Here is a 19,261-nt window from a genome sequence, read left to right on the forward strand (position 1 = left end):
TCCGACCGACCGGTCATCTCATGGGCATCGAAATGGTGTCTCGGCAGATGCCCCCTCACCCGGATTGCCAACCGAATTGCGAAGGGCAATTCGGGGCAATCCGACCTCTCCCCTAGGGGAGAGGAGGTCGCCAGCGTTGATGCCAGTCTCTTCTCCCCCACGGGGAGAAGGTGGCCGCGAAGCGGCCGGATGAGGGGGCGCTGCGCCGACGATTGGCGAAAAGCCGCAAGCCGGCGAATCTCCCCCGCTAAAGGGGAGATGGCCGGCAGGCCAGAGAGGGGCACGAAGGAATGCAAGCTTGCTTCCAGTAATCGAAGTGGCAGGCCGCTTACTGCGCGGCCTTGATCTCGCTGACGATCTTCGAATAGTCGCGCTGGGCTTCGCCGACGTCGCGCAGCTGCTCGAACTTGACGAGGTCGGCCACCGGCATCGCCATGTTGGGGAATTTGGCCAGGAAGTCGGCCGGCAGGCTTTCCATCGCCGGCTTGTTCGGCACCTTGTAGTCGATGTTCTGTGCTGCCCAGGCGTGGTTCTTGGCGTCGAGCATGAAGTTGATGAACTTGAAGGCGTCGTCCTTGTGTTCGGATACCTTCATCACCACCATCGTGTCGACCCACAAATCCGAGCCTTCTTTCGGGATGACGTATTTGATCTCGGGTTTTTCGGCGATGCCGTAATTGCACCAGCCGTCCCAGGCCTGCACCATCAGCGCCTCGCCGGACACCAGCTTCGAATAGAAGGTGGTGTCGTCATAGGCGAGCAAGGTCTTCTTGGCTGAGATCAGCAGATCCTTGACCTCGGCCATCTTGGCCGGATCGGTCTCGTTGACGGAAAAACCCTTGTCGAGCTGGCCGGCGGCGAGCAGCCAGCGATCGGTCGCCAGCATGGTGGTCTTGCCCTTCAGCTCGTCGGAAGGCGCAAGCAGGTCGCTCCAGCTCGTCGGCGCTACTTTCACCAGATCCGAGCGATAGCAGAGGCCGGTCGTGCCCCAGGTGTAGGGCACGGAGAAGGCGTTGCCGACATCGTGCGGCAGCTTGGTCGCTTCGGGGTAGAGGTTGGCGAGGTTGGGGATCTTGGCGTGATCCACCGGCTCGGTCAGGCCGAGCTTGTTCAGCACCTCGGCGAAGGGCGAGGAGACGAAGACCACGTCATAGCCCTTGCCGCCGGCGGCAATCAGCTTGCCCATGATCTCCTCATTGGTGGCGTGCACCACCACTTCGCCGGAGACGCCGGTCGCGGTCTTGAACGCGGCCATGGCATCGGGCGCCATGTAGCCGTCCCAGTTGGAGATGACGAGGTCGGCAGCGGTTGCGGGCGCCGATAGCGCCAGGGCAAGGCCGAGAGCGATTGAAGATACCTTGAGCGCACGGCGCCGCGGGCTGGTAGCGGTCATGGCAGACTCCCATTCCGGTTGATCGTCGAATTCTGTCTTTGGACCCGGCGCGACCCATGCCGCTGCTCTGATCCCGTTCCCTCGGTCTTTTTGTTGCCGATTGCAATGACAGTACTATTGCAGAAAAAAGTACGTCAATCCATAATTTGTCAACTGACCGAGGAATCTGGCCGATTGCGCTTGTGCCGGCGATCGGCCAAACCAATAAGGCTCCATCCATCCGCTGAGACCAGTCATGCAAGCCGCAGCCCGACGACCTCGCACCAACCATCTCGATCTGGCGCAGCGCATCCTGGATGTGGCGCGACAGCGCGGTTTCGAGCCCGGCACGCGTCTCCCGGAGCAGCAGATCGCCTCGCTGTGCAATGTCTCGCGCACGCCAGTGCGGGCCGCACTCAGCCTGCTGGCGGAACGGGGCGTCGTGCGCTGGGAGGCCGATACCGGCTATCATCTGGCGGTCGACCTTACCGCGCAGTCGGCCCTATCAGCCGAATTGCCCGCCAAGGAGGAAGACGAGCTCGCCGAAGCGATCCTGCGCGACCGGTCGGCACGGCGATTGGACCAGACGGTGACCGCCGCGGGATTGATGCGGCGGTACAGTGCCGAGAGAAAGACGGTACTAAAAGCGCTTAATAAACTGACGGAAGAGAATCTTCTGGACCGCGCGCCGGGCCAGTCCTGGCTTTTCCGCCGCACGCCGGACGATCCGGAAGCGCAAGGCGAAAGCTACGAGTTCCGTCTGCTCCTGGAACCCGCCGCGGTCCTGACGCCTGGCTTTCGGCTGGACGGCGCACGCGCGGCGGCGTTGCGGCAAGGCATGGACGCGCTGTCGGCGCTGCCGGATGCTGCGTTCGACACGCGCGAATTCCAGCGGCTGGACATGGATTTTCACGGCATGATCGCCGAGGGTTCCGCCAACCGTTTCGTCACTGACGCGCTGGCCGATCATCTCAGGCTGCGCCGGCTGCCCGGCATCTATGCCGGCGTCAACGTCTTCCGGCTGCGGCAATCGCTGCTGGAACACCTGAACATACTCGACCATCTCGAAAGCCGGCAGTATGAGGTGGCTGCCGATCTGCTTCGCATTCATCTGCGGCTCTCCCGCAACCAGCGACCGCAAGCGGCCAGCCGCGGCGCCCCCGCGCTGTTCGGCATGATCAGCCGGCCGGAATGACGAGGATTAATTGACGCGTAAAGCCAGCCCGACCATCGCGCTGTTTCCCGAAGCAAGCTTCGGCGCCGCTTTGAATTGCGTCGGTATCGCGCAGGCGTTGCGTGCGAAGGGGGCGCGGCCCGTCTTCATCTGCCATGCCGGCTTCTCCGGTGTCTTTGCCGACTATGGTTTCCAGGAATACCAGCTGCCGACCGACGAGCCGCTGAGCGACAGCGAGCGCCAGAGTTATTGGCAGGCCTTCGTGCGCCGGCATCTGCCGCATTTCCGGCTGAGCCCGATCGACCAGCTGGAGACCTATGTCGCGCCGACCTGGCAGGCGATCGTCGACACGGCGGTCAATGCCGAGGCGCCTTTGCGCCAATTGCTGGCGCGGCTGAAGCCCGACGCGGCGGTGCTCGACAACGTCATCATGTTCCCGGCGATCGCCGCCGCCGGCTGCCCGTGGGTGCGTGTCGTCTCCTGCGCCGAGACGGAATTGCCCGATGCTGAAGTGCCGCCCTATCTCTCAGGAATGGGTGCGGATGACCCGCGACGCGCGGCATTCGAGGCGCGTTATCTCTCGGCCTCGGCGCCGGCGCATGACCGTTTCAACCGTTTTCGCGTCGATGCCGGACTGGCGCCACTGCCCAAGGGCCTGTTCCTGGAAAGCTCGCCCGACCTCAATCTGCTGCTGACGCCGGCGATCGTGCGGCGCGAACGGGCCGAGCCGCTTGATCCGCAGCGCTTCGTCTATCTTGAAGGCTGCGTGCGCTCGGAAGGGCCGTTCGAGGTGCCGGTGTTTCCGCGCAATGGCGGACCGCTGGTCTATGTCGCCTTCGGCAGCCTTGGCGCCATGGATGTCGGGTTGATCGAGCGCATGCTTGCCGTTTTCGACAGGCTGCCGGCGCGCTTCATCGTCAATGTCGGCGGCCTGCGCGATGCCTATCGGGCGGTTCCGGACAATGTCTATCTCGACGCCTGGTTTCCACAGCCCTCGGTGGTGGCGAAGTCCGATCTGTTCATCCACCACGGCGGCAACAACAGTTTTTGCGAGGCGCTGCGTTTCGGCGTGCCGTCGCTGATCATGCCCTATTGCTGGGACGGACACGACAATGCGCGCCGCGCCGAAGAGACCGGCACCGGCGACCATATCGGCCGTGACGGCTGGACCGAAGGAGTATTGGAGAGAGCCATTCTCGGCCTGCTGGCCGATGACGCCATGCGCGCCCGCCTCAAGGACAATGCAGCCCATATGGCGCTGAAACCCGGAACGGAAATGGCCGCGCAAGCCATACTCTCTCTGATACGGATTTGAACGAAATGCCTGACAAAAACACGAATACCACTGCGATCTCCAACGACCCCAAGGCCTGGCTGGCACAGCACGGAATCAACGAGGTCGAATGCCTGGTGCCCGACATGAACGGCGTGCTGCGCGGCAAGGCGCTGCCGACGGCCAAATTTCTCAAGGCGCTGGAAGACCGCGCGCTCTATCTGCCGAGCAGCGCCTTCCTGGTCAGCATCGATGGCCGTTATTCCGGCTCGATCGACGAGGGTTTTGCCTATTCGGACCCGGATATGCGCATGGTGCCTGATGTCTCGACGCTGTGCCTGGCCCCTGGTGCGGGCGCTGGCAAGGCCTATGTTTTCGCCGACGCCTTCCACATGGACGGCAGGCCATGGATGGCCTCGCCGCGCCATGTGCTGCGCGCCGTGCTCGATCTCTACGGCAAACGCGGCTGGCGGGCGGTGGTGGCGCCGGAGCTCGAATTCTATCTCACCGCGCCAAACCCCGATCCGGACAGGCAGCTGACCGCGCCGGTCGGCGCCAACGGCCGTGCCGAGGGCGTGCAGCATCCCTATGACATGGCGGCGCTGGAAGAATTCGAGCCGGTCATCCGCCGCGTCTATGACTATGCCGCGGCCGCCGGGCTGCCGCTCGACACGCTGATCCATGAATCGGGCACGGGGCAGTTGGAGATCAATCTCCTGCATGGCGACGCGCTGCCGCTGGCCGACCAGGTGCTGCTGTTCAAGCGGCTGACGCGCCAAGCAGCGCAGCAATGCGGCATGCACGCCACCTTCATGGCCAAGCCGATCGCCGCCCAGGCAGGCAGCTCGATGCATCTGCACATGTCTGTCGTCGATGGGGCGGGCAATGCGCTGTTTGCCAGCAATGACGATGCCGACACCGAGATGTTCGGTCATTTCATCGGCGGCCTGCAGAAATATGTGCCCGAGATCATGCCGCTGTTTGCACCGAACGTGAATTCGTTCCGCCGCATAAGGCCGAACCACAGCGCGCCGGCCAACATCGAGTGGTCGCATGACAACCGCTCCTGCGGGCTGCGCGTGCCTGCCGGAGGCCGCGCCGCGCGGCGGGTGGAGAACCGCCTGCCGGGCGCCGATTCCAATCCCTATCTGGCGATCGCCGGTTCGCTGCTTGCCGGCTATCTCGGCGTCGAGCAGAAACTGGCGCGCTCGGCCGAGGCTTCGGGCAACGCCTACAAGATCAAGAGCACGCTGCCGAAAACCATGGAGGAGGCGCTCGATCGGTTCACGGCCTGCGACCCGGTGCGCAAACTGCTCGGCGAGGATTTCTTCCAGACCTATCTGCGCGTCAAGAGCGTCGAGCTCGACCTGTTCCAGAGCGTGGTGACGAGCTGGGAACGCGACCACCTGCTGTTGAAGGTGTGATCATGGCATCTTCAACGGGTTTCAATTCCGGTCTCGATATCGGCAAATCCTACTATGTCGCCACCGCCAATCCGGCGCCGGACCATCCGGCGCTTCTCGGCGATGTCGAGGCCGACCTGGTGGTCGTCGGCGGCGGCTGCACCGGCCTGTCCGCCGCCCTTCACGCCGCCGAGCGTGGCCTGACGGTGGTGCTGCTCGAAGGCGGCAAGATCGGCTGGGGCGCATCGGGCCGCAATGGCGGCCAGATGATCCCCGGCCTGCGCAAGGGCGCCAAGGGCCTGGTCAAGCTTTACGGGCCGGAGCGGGCGAAGGTGCTGTTCGACCTTGCCTTCGAAGCGCGCGGCCTGGTGCTCGACATCATCGAGCGTCACGCCATCGACTGCGATCTCAGGCAAACCGGCCATCTGGTCGGCGCTGTCAACGGCTCCGATCTCAGGGATTTGGAAGAAGAGGCCAAATGCCTCGAAAGCGTGATGAAGTTCCGCGATGTCGAGATCCTGTCGGCGGCGGACGCCCGCGCCAAGGTCGACACGCCCTATCATGGCGCGATGTATGAGCCGCTTGGCGGCCACATGCATCCGCTGAACTACACGCTCGGCCTTGCCCGCGCGGCAGTGGCCGCCGGCGTCGTCATCCACGAGAATTCCGTGGCGGTGAAGCTGGAGCGCGAGCCTTCGATCCGGGTCTCGACAGCAAAGGGTTCGGTCCGGGCCAAGCATGTCGTGCTGGCGGGTGATGCGTTGCTGCATGGGCTTGAGCCGCGCGTCAACAGCCGCATCATGCCGGTCGGCAACTACATCGTTGCCACCGAGCCGCTAGAGGGCAAGCGCAACGTCATCCCGGCCAATGTCGCGGTGTCGGACACACGCTTCGTCGTCAACTATTACCGCATGTCGGCGGATGGGCGGCTGCTGTTCGGCGGCGGCGAGCGCTACACGCCATCGCCGCCGGCCGACATTGCCGGCTTCGTGCGGCCGCACATGGAAGCGACGTTTCCGCAGCTTAAGGGCTGCCGCATCGATCACGCCTGGGGCGGGCTGGTGTCGGTGACGACCTCGCGGCTGCCGCATGTCGGGCACTATGGCGAGGTCTATTTCGCGCATGGCTATTCCGGCAAGGGCGTCATCCTGTCGACGCTGTCGGGTAAGCTGCTGGCGGAAGCGATCACCGGCGATGCTTCACGGTTAGACCTGTTCTCGACGCTGACGCCGATGCCGTTCCCCGGCGGCACGGCGCTGCGTGGGCCGCTCTATGTGCTGGGCATGCTTTGGTATGCGATGCGAGATCGGATCAAGCATTGACGATGGCCTAAACAACGAAGAAATCCTCGATGCGCTGCCTGGCCTCAAGCAGCGCGGGCAGGATCTCCCGCTCCATCTCCGCGACCGAAAATCGCGCCGACTGGGTCGAGACGTTGATGGCCGCGACCGTGCTTCCTGAGCGGTCGCGGATCGGCACGGCGATGGAGCGCAGGCCGAGTTCGAGCTCTTCGTCGACGATGGCAAAGCCATCGGCCTTCGCCTTACCGATGGCGCCGGCCAGCAGCTTGACGTCGGTGATCGTCTTCGGCGTCCGACTCTCGATGGCCGCATGGTGCAGAAATCTGTCGAGTTCCTCTGGCGTCAGGCCAGTGAGCAGCATGCGCCCCATCGAGGTGCAATAGGCGGGCAGCCTGGTGCCGACATCGAGCGACACGCTGAGGATGCGGCGGCCGGGAATGCGGGCGACATAGACGACATCCTGGCCCGACAGGATGGCCGCCGAACAGGCCTCGTTCAACTGCGTTGCCACAGCACGCATGATCGGCGCGGCGAAGCTCCACAGCGAACCGCCACCGAGCCAGGTGCGGGCAACGGTCAGCAGGCGCGGCGACAGCGAGAACACGCGGCCGTCCTGAGTGGCATAGCCGGTGGCGACAAGCGTCAGCAGGAAGCGACGGGCGCCGGCGCGGGTCAGGCCGGCCTCCTCGGCCATTTCGGTCAGAGTCATGCCGGTGGGATGCCGGGCCAGGATCTCCATCACGGCAAGGCCGCGCTCGAGCGAGCCGACGTGGTCACGGGAAGCGGCTTCTTCGTCCATCGAACCTCGCAGAAATGGCATCGTCGTCAGGATTGACTTCGCGACCTCTCTCAGCGTAGAAAGTTCGCATACAAAACATAAGTTCGCAATACGAACTTTTGGACTGGGAGCCGATACAATGGTCAAGTTCCTGCCGCTAAAACAGGCCGTGGCCGAGAATTTGAACAATGGCGATACCGTCGCCTTCGAGGGCTTCACCCATCTGATCCCGACGGCCGCCGCACACGAGGCGATCCGCCAGGGATTTCGCGACCTGACCCTGATCCGCATGACGCCGGACCTGATCTACGATCAGATGATCGGCATGGGCATGGCGAAGAAAATCGTCTTCTCCTATGTCGGCAATCCTGGCGTCGGCCTGCTGCGGCGCGCCCGCGACGCCATCGAAAACGGCTTTCCCCGGTCGATTGAGGTCGAGGAGCACAGCCACGCCGGCATGGCCAACGCCTATGAAGCGGGTGCGTCGGGCCTGCCTTTCGCGGTGTTTCGCGGCTATCGCGGTGCCGGCCTTGCGGCGGTCAATCCGAAGATCAAGTCGGTCACCTGTCCGTTCACTGGCGAGGTGCTGGCCGCCGTTCCCTCGATCCGGCCTGACGTCAGCTTCATCCATGCGCAGAAGGCCGATAAGAAAGGCAATGTGCTGGTCGAAGGCATCATCGGCATCCAGAAGGAAGCAGTGCTGGCGGCCAAACGTGCCGTGGTGACGGTCGAGGAAGTGGTCGACAATTTCGACGATCTGCATCCCAACCTGACCGTGCTGCCGCGCTGGACCATCGCGGCGATATCCGTCGTGCCCGGCGGCTCGCACCCGTCCTATGCTCACGGCTATTATGCGCGCGACAATGCCGCCTACCTTGAATGGGACGACATCGCCGCCGACCGCGAAAAATTCCAGGCCTGGATGCAGGCGAATGTCATAGAAAAGAGCGCCGACGATTTCGCTGGCCGGGTCGAGCATCTGAGGAAAGTGGCATGAGCGACAATCAGCTGGATTTTACCCCCAACGAGATGATGACCATCGCCGCCAGCCGGGCGCTCAGGAATGATGATGTCTGCTTCGTCGGCATCGGCGCGCCGTCTGCCGCCTGCAATGTGGCGCGGCTGACGCATGCGCCTGACATCACATTGATCTATGAAAGCGGCACGATCGGCACAGCACCTGACGTGCTGCCTTTGTCGATCGGCGATGGCGAATTGTGCGAGACCGCGGTCACCACCGTCGCGGTGCCGGAAATGTTCCGCTACTGGCTGCAGGGCGGCCGCATCTCGATCGGCTTCCTCGGTGCGGCCCAACTCGACAAGTTCGGCAACATCAACACCACCGTCATCGGCGACTATCTCCATCCGAAGACCAGGCTGCCCGGTGGCGGCGGCGCGCCGGAGATCGCGACCTCGTCGAGGGAGATCTACATCACCATGGCGCAGACCAAGCGCGGCATGGTCGAGAAGATCGACTTCTTCACCTCCTTCGGCCATGGCGAGGGCGGCGATCATCGAAGGCGCCTGGGCATCGACACCGCCGGCCCGACCTTGCTGATCACCGATCTTGCCATCTGGAAGCCTGATCCGGTGAGTAAGGAATTCACCGTCGTGTCGCTGCATCCTGGTGTTACCCGCCAGCAGGTGCAGGAAACTTGTGGCTGGGTGGTTAAGTTCGCTGAGGCGCTTGACGAAACACCGGCGCCAAGCGAACTCGAACTCAAGACATTGCGCGACCTGCAGGCCCGCACCAAGGCGGCGCATGAAGGAACGGGAAAAGCAAAGGCTGCATGACATGGCCGAGGCCTACATCTGCGACTACATCCGCACGCCGATCGGCCGCTTCGGCGGCTCGCTCTCCTCGGTACGTGCCGACGACCTCGGCGCCATCCCGCTGAAGGCGCTGGCCGAGCGCAATTCAGGCATCGACTGGCAGGCGGTGGATGACGTTGTCTATGGCTGTGCCAACCAGGCCGGCGAGGACAACCGCAACGTGGCGCGCATGGCGCTGCTGCTGGCCGGACTGCCGGAGGAAATCCCGGGCTCGACCGTCAATCGCCTGTGCGGCTCCGGCATGGACGCGCTGACCATCGCCGCCAGGGCCATCAAATCAGGTGAGGCGGAACTGATGATCGCCGGCGGCGTCGAGTCGATGAGCCGCGCGCCGTTCGTCATGCCCAAGGCCGACACGGCGTTTTCGCGCAATGCCGAGATTTACGACACCACCATCGGCTGGCGCTTCGTCAACCCGCTGATGAAGAAGCAGTATGGCGTCGATTCGATGCCCGAGACCGGCGAGAACGTCGCCGAGGATTTTGCCGTGTCGCGCGCCGATCAGGACGCCTTTGCCGTGCGCAGCCAGGACAAGGCGATCGCCGCACAAGCCAATGGCAGGCTGGCCAAGGAGATCACCCCGGTGACGATCCCGCAGCGCAAGGGCGATGCGGTTGTTGTCAGCAAAGATGAACATCCCCGCGCCGGCACCACGGTCGAGGCGTTGGCCAAATTGCCGACGCCGTTCCGGCAGGGCGGTACGGTGACCGCCGGCAATGCGTCCGGCGTCAATGACGGGGCGGCGGCGCTGATCGTTGCCTCTGAGGCAGCCGCGAAGAAATATGGCCTGACACCGATCGCCCGCATCCTTGGCGGTGCCGCCGCCGGCGTTGCGCCGCGCATCATGGGCATCGGCCCGGCGCCGGCGACCGAGAGGCTGTGCGCGCGGCTTGGCCTGACGCCACAACAGTTCGATGTCATCGAGCTCAACGAAGCCTTTGCCTCGCAAGGCATCGCAGTGCTGCGCCAGCTCGGCATTGCCGAGGACGCCGAGCACGTCAACCCCAACGGCGGCGCCATCGCGCTCGGCCATCCCCTGGGCATGTCGGGCGCCCGCATCTCCGGCACGGCGGCGCTGGAGCTGCGTGAACGCGGCGGCCGCTATGCGCTGGCCACCATGTGCATCGGCGTTGGCCAGGGCATCGCCATCGCGCTAGAACGGGTGTGACCATCGGCCTTTGCCAAATTTGACCACGTGGACAAAAGTCCGGCGTCGTTCCATAGTTCCCCGTCTGACATTTCTAGGAACAGCCGGCTCGACACGGCTGTCGAACAGAGGGGAATGCAATGGAAAACCGGAAGAACAAATTCCAGATAAAACGCGAAGGGATTTCGCGGCGCAACGTGCTGGAGCTCGGCGCGCTTGGCCTGGCCGCGGCGATGCTGCCGGGCGCGGCCTTTGGCAAGGACAAGAAGCTGAAGGTGGCGGCGATCTTCGCCACGCCGATCGAGGAGCCATGGGACAACCAGATCCATGTCGCCCTGCAGAAGGCGCAGAAGGAACTCGGCATCGACTACAAATGGTCTGAGAAGGTGCAGACCGCCGATTTCAGCCGCGTCATGCGCGAATATGCACAAGGCGGCTACCAGCTGGTGCTGGGCGACGCCTTTGCCGCCGAGCGTGAATCGCGCCGCACGGCCAAGCAGTTCCCGAAGACCGCCTGGCTGTTCGGCTCGGGTGCTGGTCCCGCAGAACCCAATTTCGGCGTCTTCGACAACTGGATCCACGAGCCCGCCTATCTCTCCGGCATGATCGCCGGCAAGATGTCGAAATCGGGCACGGTCGGCGCCGTGGCGGCGATGGGCATTCCGGAAGTGAACCGGCTGGTCAACGCTTTCTTCGCCGGCGCCAAGGAGGTCAATCCGAACATCAAGAAGAAGGTCGCCTTCATCGGTTCCTTCTTCGATCCGCCCAAGGCCAAGGAAGCGGCGGTGGCGCAGATCGATGCCGGTGTCGACGTCATCTATGCCGAGCGCTTCGGCGTCATCGAGGCGGCGGTCGAAAAGAAGATCTATGCCATCTCCAACATGTCCGACCAGTCGAGCCTCGGCCCCGACACGGTCATCACCGGCCCGGTCTGGGACATGTATCCGACGGTCGAGCAAGCGATCAAGCTGGTCAAGGCCGGCGTCTTCACCGCGCAGGACTACGGCGATTTCTCGCGCATGGCCAAGGGCGGTTCTTTCCTGGCGCCCTACCACAAGTTCGACAAGACGCTGCCGGCGGATGTCAAGGATCTGGTCGAGAAGAAGAAGGCCGAGATCCTGGAAGGCAATTTCCGCGTCGACGTTGATGAGAACACGCCGGTTTCGGATTGATGCTTGATTTGAGGGTTGGTGCGAGGCACCCCCCTCTGTCCTGCCGGACATCTCCCCCGCAAGGGGGGAGATTGGCAGCTTCGTCTATGGCACTTTTCTTCCGACGTTGGTGATTGGCGAAAGCAGGATAGACAGCCGATCTCTCCCCTTGCGGGGGAGATGCCCGGCAGGGCAGAGGGGGGTGCCTCGCGCGTTCCCATAAATCAAAGCCGAATCGTAAGCCATTCTCATCAGGAGTATCCTCGGCCTTGCCCGCCCCACTCATCGAAATGCGCGGCATCACCAAGAGCTTTGGCGCTGTCAAGGCGAACGAGGCTGTCGACCTCAGCGTGGCGCCGGGTGAAATCCTCGGTCTGCTGGGTGAGAACGGTGCCGGCAAGACGACGCTGATGAACGTGCTGTTCGGCGCCTATGCGCCGGATGCCGGGGAAATCCTGATCCAGGGCAGGCCGGTGCGGATCACCAGTTCGGCCGATGCGCTGGCCGCCGGCATCGGCATGGTGCACCAGCATTTTCACCTGGCGCCACGGCTGACGGTGCTGGAAAACCTGCTCATCGGCATCCCGGGCAAATCGGGGCGGCTCGACCGTGCCGGCGGGCTGGTGCGGCTCGCCGAAATCAGCCGCCAACATGGGCTGACGCTTAATCCCGACCAGCCGGTCTCGGCGCTGTCGGTCGGCGAACAGCAGCGGCTCGAAATCGTCAAGGCGCTGTTTCGTGGCGCCAAGCTCTTGATCCTCGACGAACCTACCGCCGTGCTGGCGCCGAGCGAGGTCGACGGGTTGTTTTCGGCGTTGCGCTCGATGGCGGCACAAGGCCTCGGCATTATCTTCATCTCGCACAAGCTCAACGAGGTGCGGGCGCTGACCCATCGCTGCACGGTGCTGCGGCTTGGCCGTGTCGCCGGCCGCGTCGATGACCCCGCCAACACGACATCGGCGGAAATGGCGCAACTGATGTGCGGCCATGAGATCGTACCACCGGCGAGGGGGCCATCGACGCCGGGTGAGGCGGTGCTGACGCTCGACGGCATTTCCACCTCAAAACATTCGGGCACGGTGCTGCGCGACGTATCGCTTGCCGTTCGTGCCGGCGAAATCCTCGGCATTGCCGGCGTGTCGGGCAATGGCCAGCGGGCGCTGGCGGAGGTGATCTCCGGCGTGCGTGCGCCCGATGCCGGTCGGATGACGATCGCAGGCCAGAAGGTCACCCGGTTTTCGCCGCGCGAGGTGCAAGCGCTCGGTCTTGGCCGCATCCCGGAAGACCGCATGACGACAGGGCTGGTCACCAATCTGCCGCTCGCCGATTCCATGGTGCTGCCGCGCATCGGCACCGCCGCGTTCAGCAGCAAGGGCCTGCTCAAGCCGGACGCGATCCGCGCCTTCGCCGAAGAACAAATCAAGGCCTATGATATCAGGTGTCCCGGGCCGATGACGCGCGCAGGCGCGCTGTCCGGCGGCAATCTGCAGAAGGCGCTTCTGGCACGCGAGCTCGCATTCGACCCGAAGGTTTTGATCGTCTCGCAGCCGACGCGCGGCCTCGACATTGGAGCAGCCCGCTTCATCCATGAAAAATTCCTCGACATGCGCACCAAGGGCTGCGGCATCATTGTCATCGGCGAGGATCTGGAAGAGCTGCTGGTGCTCTGCGACCGCATCGCGGTGATGTATGAGGGCCGCATCGTCGGCACGCTCGACAGCGCCGATGCAACGATCGCGCGGCTCGGCCTGCTGATGACCGGGGCGGAGGGGCACGGCTGATGTTTCGCCTGGAAGTCCGGACGTCAACGCCCGCCTGGTTCAATCTGGCTTTGCCGCTGCTGGCGATCGCGGCGACGCTTGTGCTGTGCAGCGGCCTGATCGCGCTGGCCGGCGCCGGTGTGCTCGAATCCTATGGCGTCATGTTCACGGCTTCCCTCGGTGACAGCTACGCGATCACCGAGACACTGGTGCGCGCCGCGCCGATGATCTTCACAGGGTTGGCGGTCGCTGTCGCCTTCCGGGCAAAGTTCTGGAACATCGGCGCCGAGGGGCAGTTGCTGGCCGGTGCGGTCGCCAGTTGCTTTGTCGGTGCCATCCCGATGCCGGGGCCGCTTGCCATGCTGTTGATGGGGCTGGCAGGTGCTGCGGCTGGCGCCGCGGTCGCGCTGGTACCGGCGACGCTCAGGGTCAAATTCAAGGTCGACGATGTCGTCAGTTCGCTGCTGCTCAATTCGGTCATCTACTACGCGCTGATGGCGATTATCGAAGGGCCGTGGAAGGACAGTTTCAGCGGCTATCCGATCTCGCCGCCAATCGAGGATTCGGCCAACTTCCCGGTGCTGATCGAAGGCACGCGGCTGCATCTTGGTGTCATCGTGGCGCTGATCGCCGCACCTTTGATCTGGTTCCTCATCGCGCGCACGACGCTCGGCTTCAAGATCAGGGTCACCGGCGAGAATCCGGAAGCGGCCAGATATGGCGGCATCAACGTTGAACGCGTGCTGCTCTCGACCGCTCTATTGTCCGGTGGGCTGGCGGGTCTCGCCGGCGTCGGCGAAGTCGGCGGCGTGCATTTCCAGGTGATGAGCGACATTTCGCCGGGCTACGGTTATTCCGGCATCGTCGTCGCCATGCTGGCGCGGCTCAACCCGCTCGGCGTCGTGCCGGCGGCCATCTTCCTTGCCGCCGTGATGACCGGCGCCGAGGCGATGTCGCGCGCCACCGGTGTGCCGGCCTTCCTCAGCGACGTCATCCAGGGCACCGCGCTGCTTGCCATGCTGGTGGCGCTGCTGTTCACCGCCTATCGCGTCCGCCGCGTCGGGGCTGCCAGATGAGCGCGGTGTTCGAACAGATTTTTCAGGTCGGCTTCTTGGCCGCCATCATCCGCATCGCCACGCCCTTGGCTTTCGCGACGCTCGGCGAGATGTTCTCCGAACGGGCCGGCGTGCTCAATCTCGGCATCGAAGGCATCATGCTGCTTTGCGCCATGACCGGCTTTACCGCCACCAGCCTCAGCGGCAGCCTGTGGCTCGGCGTGCTGGTGGCGGTGCTGACCGGCATGCTGATGGGCGCGCTGCACGCGCTGTTCACGGTGGCACTGGGGTTGAGCCAGCATGTCTGCGGCATCGGCGTGACTTTGTTCTCGTCGGGCCTTGCCTATTTCCTCTACCGGCTGATCTTCGGCCAGCAATCGGTGCCGCCAAGCATCAAGGGGTTTCAGACGCTGCCGATCCCGGTTCTGTCGGACATTCCGGTGCTGGGGCCGGCGATGTTCAACCAGTTTGCTCTGGTCTACATGGCAATAATCGCCATACCGCTCGCCGCCTTCGTGCTCTACCGCACGCCCTGGGGATTGTCGGTGCGCATGGTCGGCGAGAACCCGCGCGCGGCGGACTCGGCCGGCGTCAGTGTCATTGCCACCCGCTTCCAGGCCGTCATTCTCGGCGGTGCCTTGATGGGGCTGGCCGGCGCCTTCCTGTCGATGGCGCAGTTCAACGCCTTCACCTTCGGTGTCGTCTCGGGGCGCGGCTGGGTGGCGATCGCGCTGGTGGTGTTCGGCCGCTGGGATCCGTGGCGCTCTGCGGGTGCCGCGCTGCTGTTTGCCTTTGTCGATGCGCTGCAGTTGCGCATGCAGGCGAGCGGGCTCGGGCATATCCCCTACGAAGCGTTCCTGATGCTGCCGTTCATCTTCACCATCGTCGCCATGGCTGTGATGTCGCGCAACGCGGTGGCGCCATCGGCGCTGCTCAAGCCGTTTCGCAGGGAGGAGCGGTAGCAAGGCTTGGGTTCCTCGCCCCCGCAAAGCGGGGGGAGAGGTGGCCGCGAAGCGGTCGGAGAGGGGGCTGCGACGCTGGTGAGTTTTTCTCCGATACCTGTAGAGGTCGAGCCATTCCCCCTCTTGCGGCGATGCGAACGGCCCTGCCGATCTATCGCCTAGGCGAGCGTTCCCAGCAATCTGCTACCAATCTAGCGCCAAACAGAAGAAAATTTTTCTGCCTTTGGCCTAAAAATAGCAATCGACAAAGTCTACAAGTTTTATAGATTAACGGCCGAGACGGAGGTCGATATGTCCTATATCCAGAACGCTCAGACTGACAGCAGCGGCCAGAGGCTGGCCAATGCCCAGACCTTTCGCCCGGCCTATGCCGGAGCATTCGCCTATCTCGTCTTTGCCCTTGCGTTTGTGTTCACCGGGGCAGTTGTGCTGGGCCTCATTCCTTGAGGCTTAAGACTGGCCCTGAGGCTCAGGCTGACTGGGGATAGTTACCCCATACTTTCAGGTAATCGGAGTTGAATGAACCGGATCCCGGTGCGCTTGCGCGCGACCGTGGTTCGAATTTCACCGCATCCATGATTCCAGTGATGGAGGAGATGACAATGCCGATCGAATTCACGCATGTCCCCGGCAAGACCGCCGATGCCGCCATTCCGTTTTTCTACGACTTTGCCGAGACGGCGACCAAGCTCGGGCTGATCGAGGACGGCGGCTTCCAGAAGATCGTCGTCGACGATTCGGCCGGCCTGCTGACCAATATGGATCTTGCCACCCAGGTGCTGGATCGGACTGCCTCGCTGGAGGTCGTGCTGACCCACTGGGCGGGCGTCGTCGATCCGACCGTGGCGGCCCGCCAGCTGGCATCGATGGATCGAAAGAGCGGCGGACGGCTGGCGCTCAGGATGATCAGTGAGCCATTGAATGATGACGATGCCGAGTCACGGCCGGTCGGGCACACGGTCATCTGGCAGCGCATCGATGAATATCTGGTGCTTCTGAAGCGGCTGTGGTCGAACGACCGGCCCTTCGATCATGAAGGCGCGTTCTACAGCATCAAGGGCGGCTATGTGCCGCGCAAAGGTCCGCATGGCGCCGACCTGACCATCCGCATGGGTGGACAGTCCGGAACGGCGCTGAAAGTGGCTGGCCGGCATGCCGATGTCTTCGAACTGGCGCCGGGATCGATCGATGAGGTGCGGCAGTTGATGGAGCGGGCGCGCGGTGCCGCCGCCGAACATGGCCGGGCGGGCAAGCTGCGCTTCGCGCTGCCGGTGCGGATTCACCGGGGCGCTGCCGCCTCGGGCCAAAAGGCGGTCGACCTGTCCGGCCCGCCGGCTCAGGTCGCGCTGTCGCTGCTTGCCTATGCTGGGCTCGGAATCGACGAATTCATGATTGTCGGCGTCGACGCACCACGCGAGATCGCCACGGTCGGCCGGGAAACCATCGCCCTGCTGCGCAACTCGCTGGCGCGCCGCGAACATGATGCCTTCCAGCCGGGGGCCTATGCGCCTCACGCCGGGCTGGAGACGCGGGCGACGGGCTGAAGCCCGATCAATCGTCTGCGTGACGCCTGTCGCCAAGCCGCGACAGGCCGTCGATGACGGCGGCGGAATCGGTCAACGCGCCGAAGACGCCGTCCTCGACCGTCACCATGTGAAGCGCCGCCTCGTGGGCTTGTCTGTCGCCGCTGGCGCAGGCATCCGAGATCGTCAGGCACTGGAAATTGCGATCGCAGGCCTCGCGCAGCGTGGTGTGGACGCAGACGTCGGTGGTGCATCCGGAAAACATCAGATGCGTGATGCCTTGCGCGCGCAGCACAAGCTCGAAATCCGTATAGGTGAAGGCGCTGTTGCAGGTCTTGTCGACGATTATGTCATCAGCCGCGACGTCGATCTCTGGAACGATCTGGAATCCGGCGCCCGAGCGCAGCAGGATGTCGGTGCCGTCGAGACCGGAGCGCTTGCGGCGCCATTTTTCGTAGGGCGTCATGTCGGCCATGTCGGCGCGATAACCCTGCCTGGTGTGGATGACCCTCACGCCGGCTTTGCGCGCGGCTGATATCAGCCGGTTCACGGTGGGCAGGATCGCCCGCAGCGGCGAGGGGTCGTATCCCTGTTTGGCGAAATAGCCTGTCGTCGACAGGAAATCCTGCTGCAGGTCGATGACGACAAGTGCGGTGTTTTCAGCCACCAGCCTGCCGTCATAGGGGAAGTCGAAGGGTGTTGCCTTGATCATCGATGGCTCCCTGTTTCGACCAACCATAATCGTTCAATGCGCCGACACCAGATGCTGGGCGTCATGCAGCCGCCGATAGACGCCGTCGGCATGGATCAGCTCCTGGTGCGAGCCCTGCTCGACGATGCCCGATTCCGAGACGACGACGATGCGGTCAGCACCTCGGATCGTCGCCAGCCGGTGCGCGATGACCAGCGTGGTCCGGCCTTCGGCGAGCTCGGCCAGCGCCCTCTGGATCTCGCGCTCGGTCTGCGTGTCGAGCGCCGAAGTCGCCTCGTCGAGGATCAGGATCGGCGGGTTCTTCAGGAACATGCGGGCGATCGCCAGCCGCTGTTTCTGGCCGCCCGACAGCTTGACGCCGCGCTCGCCGATGATCGTGTCATAGCCGGCCGGCAGGCCCGCTATCATGCCGTCGAGCTGCGCCCGCCGCGCGGCATCGGCGATCGCCTCATCGGAGGCGCCGAGCCGGCCATAGGCGATGTTTTCGCGAACCGAACCGCCGAACAGGAACACGTCCTGCTGGACGATACCGATCTGGCCACGCAGCGAGGCGAGCGTCATGTCCCTGATGTCGATGCCATCGATGCTGATCTGGCCGGTGCTGACCTCGTAGAAACGCGGCAACAGCGAGCAGATGGTGGTCTTGCCGGCGCCGGATGGGCCGACGAAGGCGATGGTCTCGCCGGCCTGGATCGTCAGGTCGACTTGTCTCAACACCGGCTTGCCGTCGCCATAGCCGAAGCTGACATTGCGGTATTCGATGTCGCCCTTGAGGCCATTGACGGCGACGGCGTTGGGTCGGTCGGCGATGTCCGGTTCAGTGTCGAGCAGTTCGGTGTAGCGGCGGAAGCCGGCAATGCCCTTGGGATAGGTCTCGATCACCGAATTGATCTTCTCGATCGGCCGCACGAAGACACCGACCAGCAGCAGGAAGCCGACAAAGCCGCCATTGCTCAACCCTCCGGTGATAACGAGATAGCTGCCGGCGATCATCACCACGAGCTGGATCAGCCGGATTCCCATATAGTTCAGCGAGTTCGAGGCCGACATGATGCGGTAGGCGTCGAGCTTGGTCTGGCGGTAGCGCTGGTTGTCATGCGCGAACAAAGCGCGCTCATGCTCCTCATTGGCGAAGGCCTGGACGACGCGCATGCCGCCGACATTCTCCTCGATGCGGACGTTGAAATCGCCGACGCGCCCATAAAGCGCCTGCCAGTTGCGCTCCATGCGGTCGCCATAGCGCATGGTCACCCAGGCGATCACAGGCACGATCACCACCGTGATCAGCGCCAGATGCATGTTGACCGTGAACATCAGCACGAAAGCGCCGGCGAAGGTCATGATGGCGATGAACAGGTCTTCCGGGCCGTGATGGGCGATCTCGCCGATCTCCTCGAGGTCCTTGGTGACGCGGCCGACGAGATGGCCGGTCTTGTGGTTGTCGTAGAAGCGGAACGACAGTTTCTGCAGATGGTCGAAACTCTTGCGCCGCATCTCGGTCTCGATGTTGATGCCGAGCATGTGACCCCAATAGGTGACGACAGCCATCAGCGCGGTGTTGACCAGATAGATCAGCAGCAGGCCGACCGAGGCGATGACGATCAGCGTCCAGTCCTGCTGCGGCAGGAGCTGGTCGACGAAGGTGCGCACCGCCATCGGAAAGCCGAGTTCGAGCAGGCCGGCCAGCACGGCGCAGGAGAAGTCGAGCGCGAACAGGCCCTTCCAGGGCGCGTAATAGGACAGGAAACGTCTGATCATCGAGGGGAACCGCAGGCTGTCTTGAGGGCTGTACCAGCCGTCATCGCTGGGCGCTGCTT

At 63.8% G+C, this 19,261-nt stretch carries 17 protein-coding genes; 13 read left to right on the top strand and 4 right to left on the bottom strand.

Going from position 1 to position 19,261, the window contains the following annotated elements:
• Nucleotides 1–328 precede the first annotated feature (328 nt).
• A complete protein-coding gene (locus AC1DX4_RS17815) occupies nt 329–1,393 on the bottom strand; it encodes a polyamine ABC transporter substrate-binding protein (RefSeq protein WP_477221546.1) in 1,065 nt (354 codons plus the stop codon).
• Nucleotides 1,394–1,628: 235 nt separating this feature from the next.
• Between AC1DX4_RS17815 and AC1DX4_RS17820 the strand changes: the two genes are divergently transcribed.
• From AC1DX4_RS17820 to AC1DX4_RS17835, 4 genes are read left to right on the top strand one after another with little or no spacing between them, the layout of a single operon-like run.
• On the top strand, nt 1,629–2,567 hold the full coding sequence (locus AC1DX4_RS17820; protein WP_477221547.1) for a GntR family transcriptional regulator: 939 nt from the start codon (nt 1,629–1,631) through the stop codon (nt 2,565–2,567).
• Between the two features lie 10 nt (nt 2,568–2,577).
• A complete protein-coding gene (locus tag AC1DX4_RS17825; RefSeq protein ID WP_477221548.1) occupies nt 2,578–3,861 on the top strand; it encodes a nucleotide disphospho-sugar-binding domain-containing protein in 1,284 nt (427 codons plus the stop codon).
• 5 nt (nt 3,862–3,866) lie between these two features.
• The gene (locus AC1DX4_RS17830) at nt 3,867–5,243 is read left to right on the top strand and encodes a glutamine synthetase family protein (protein ID WP_477221549.1); all 1,377 of its coding nucleotides are present in this window, start codon (nt 3,867–3,869) and stop codon (nt 5,241–5,243) included.
• Between the two features lie 2 nt (nt 5,244–5,245).
• The gene (locus AC1DX4_RS17835) at nt 5,246–6,544 is read left to right on the top strand and encodes an NAD(P)/FAD-dependent oxidoreductase (protein WP_477221550.1); all 1,299 of its coding nucleotides are present in this window, start codon (nt 5,246–5,248) and stop codon (nt 6,542–6,544) included.
• 7 nt (nt 6,545–6,551) lie between these two features.
• Here AC1DX4_RS17835 and AC1DX4_RS17840 read toward each other — a convergent pair whose 3' ends face one another.
• Nucleotides 6,552–7,322 (bottom strand): IclR family transcriptional regulator, encoded by a 771-nt coding sequence (locus AC1DX4_RS17840; protein WP_477221551.1) that lies wholly within the window; start codon nt 7,320–7,322, stop codon nt 6,552–6,554.
• Between the two features lie 118 nt (nt 7,323–7,440).
• On the opposite strand from AC1DX4_RS17840, the gene AC1DX4_RS17845 reads away from it, so the two are divergent.
• The 9 genes from AC1DX4_RS17845 to AC1DX4_RS17885 all read left to right on the top strand — a co-directional run bounded on the left by AC1DX4_RS17845 (nt 7,441) and on the right by AC1DX4_RS17885 (nt 16,753).
• Nucleotides 7,441–8,298 (top strand): CoA transferase subunit A, encoded by an 858-nt coding sequence (locus AC1DX4_RS17845; protein ID WP_477221552.1) that lies wholly within the window; start codon nt 7,441–7,443, stop codon nt 8,296–8,298.
• Nucleotides 8,295–9,095: a CoA-transferase subunit beta gene (locus AC1DX4_RS17850; RefSeq protein ID WP_477221553.1), complete on the top strand. Its 801-nt coding sequence runs from the start codon at nt 8,295–8,297 to the stop codon at nt 9,093–9,095. The genes AC1DX4_RS17845 and AC1DX4_RS17850 overlap by 4 nt, the downstream gene beginning before the upstream one ends.
• 1 nt (nt 9,096) lies before the next feature.
• Nucleotides 9,097–10,302: a 3-oxoadipyl-CoA thiolase gene (pcaF, locus tag AC1DX4_RS17855; RefSeq protein ID WP_477221814.1), complete on the top strand. Its 1,206-nt coding sequence runs from the start codon at nt 9,097–9,099 to the stop codon at nt 10,300–10,302.
• Between the two features lie 119 nt (nt 10,303–10,421).
• Nucleotides 10,422–11,453, top strand: a complete 1,032-nt coding sequence (locus AC1DX4_RS17860; protein ID WP_477221554.1) for a BMP family protein — start codon at nt 10,422–10,424, stop codon at nt 11,451–11,453.
• A 248-nt stretch (nt 11,454–11,701) separates the two neighbouring features.
• A complete protein-coding gene (locus AC1DX4_RS17865) occupies nt 11,702–13,213 on the top strand; it encodes an ABC transporter ATP-binding protein (RefSeq protein ID WP_477221555.1) in 1,512 nt (503 codons plus the stop codon).
• Nucleotides 13,213–14,268, top strand: a complete 1,056-nt coding sequence (locus AC1DX4_RS17870) for an ABC transporter permease (RefSeq protein WP_477221556.1) — start codon at nt 13,213–13,215, stop codon at nt 14,266–14,268. The genes AC1DX4_RS17865 and AC1DX4_RS17870 overlap by 1 nt, the downstream gene beginning before the upstream one ends.
• Complete coding sequence (locus AC1DX4_RS17875) at nt 14,265–15,209, top strand: ABC transporter permease (protein ID WP_477221557.1); 945 nt, start codon at nt 14,265–14,267, stop codon at nt 15,207–15,209. The genes AC1DX4_RS17870 and AC1DX4_RS17875 overlap by 4 nt, the downstream gene beginning before the upstream one ends.
• Before the next feature lie 291 nt (nt 15,210–15,500).
• The gene (locus AC1DX4_RS17880) at nt 15,501–15,656 is read left to right on the top strand and encodes a hypothetical protein (protein ID WP_010912229.1); all 156 of its coding nucleotides are present in this window, start codon (nt 15,501–15,503) and stop codon (nt 15,654–15,656) included.
• Between the two features lie 155 nt (nt 15,657–15,811).
• Nucleotides 15,812–16,753, top strand: coding sequence for an LLM class flavin-dependent oxidoreductase (locus tag AC1DX4_RS17885; protein WP_477221558.1), 942 nt, complete (start codon nt 15,812–15,814; stop codon nt 16,751–16,753).
• A gap of 7 nt (nt 16,754–16,760) precedes the next feature.
• Here the strand turns inward: AC1DX4_RS17885 and AC1DX4_RS17890 are convergent, their stop codons facing one another.
• Together AC1DX4_RS17890 and AC1DX4_RS17895 are read right to left on the bottom strand one after the other, a co-directional pair.
• Complete coding sequence (locus tag AC1DX4_RS17890) at nt 16,761–17,444, bottom strand: cysteine hydrolase family protein (protein ID WP_477221559.1); 684 nt, start codon at nt 17,442–17,444, stop codon at nt 16,761–16,763.
• A gap of 33 nt (nt 17,445–17,477) precedes the next feature.
• The gene (locus AC1DX4_RS17895) at nt 17,478–19,202 is read right to left on the bottom strand and encodes an ABC transporter ATP-binding protein (protein WP_477221560.1); all 1,725 of its coding nucleotides are present in this window, start codon (nt 19,200–19,202) and stop codon (nt 17,478–17,480) included.
• Between the last annotated feature and the right edge of the window lie 59 nt (nt 19,203–19,261).

This window comes from Mesorhizobium sp. P3_A8, from assembly GCF_056402995.1.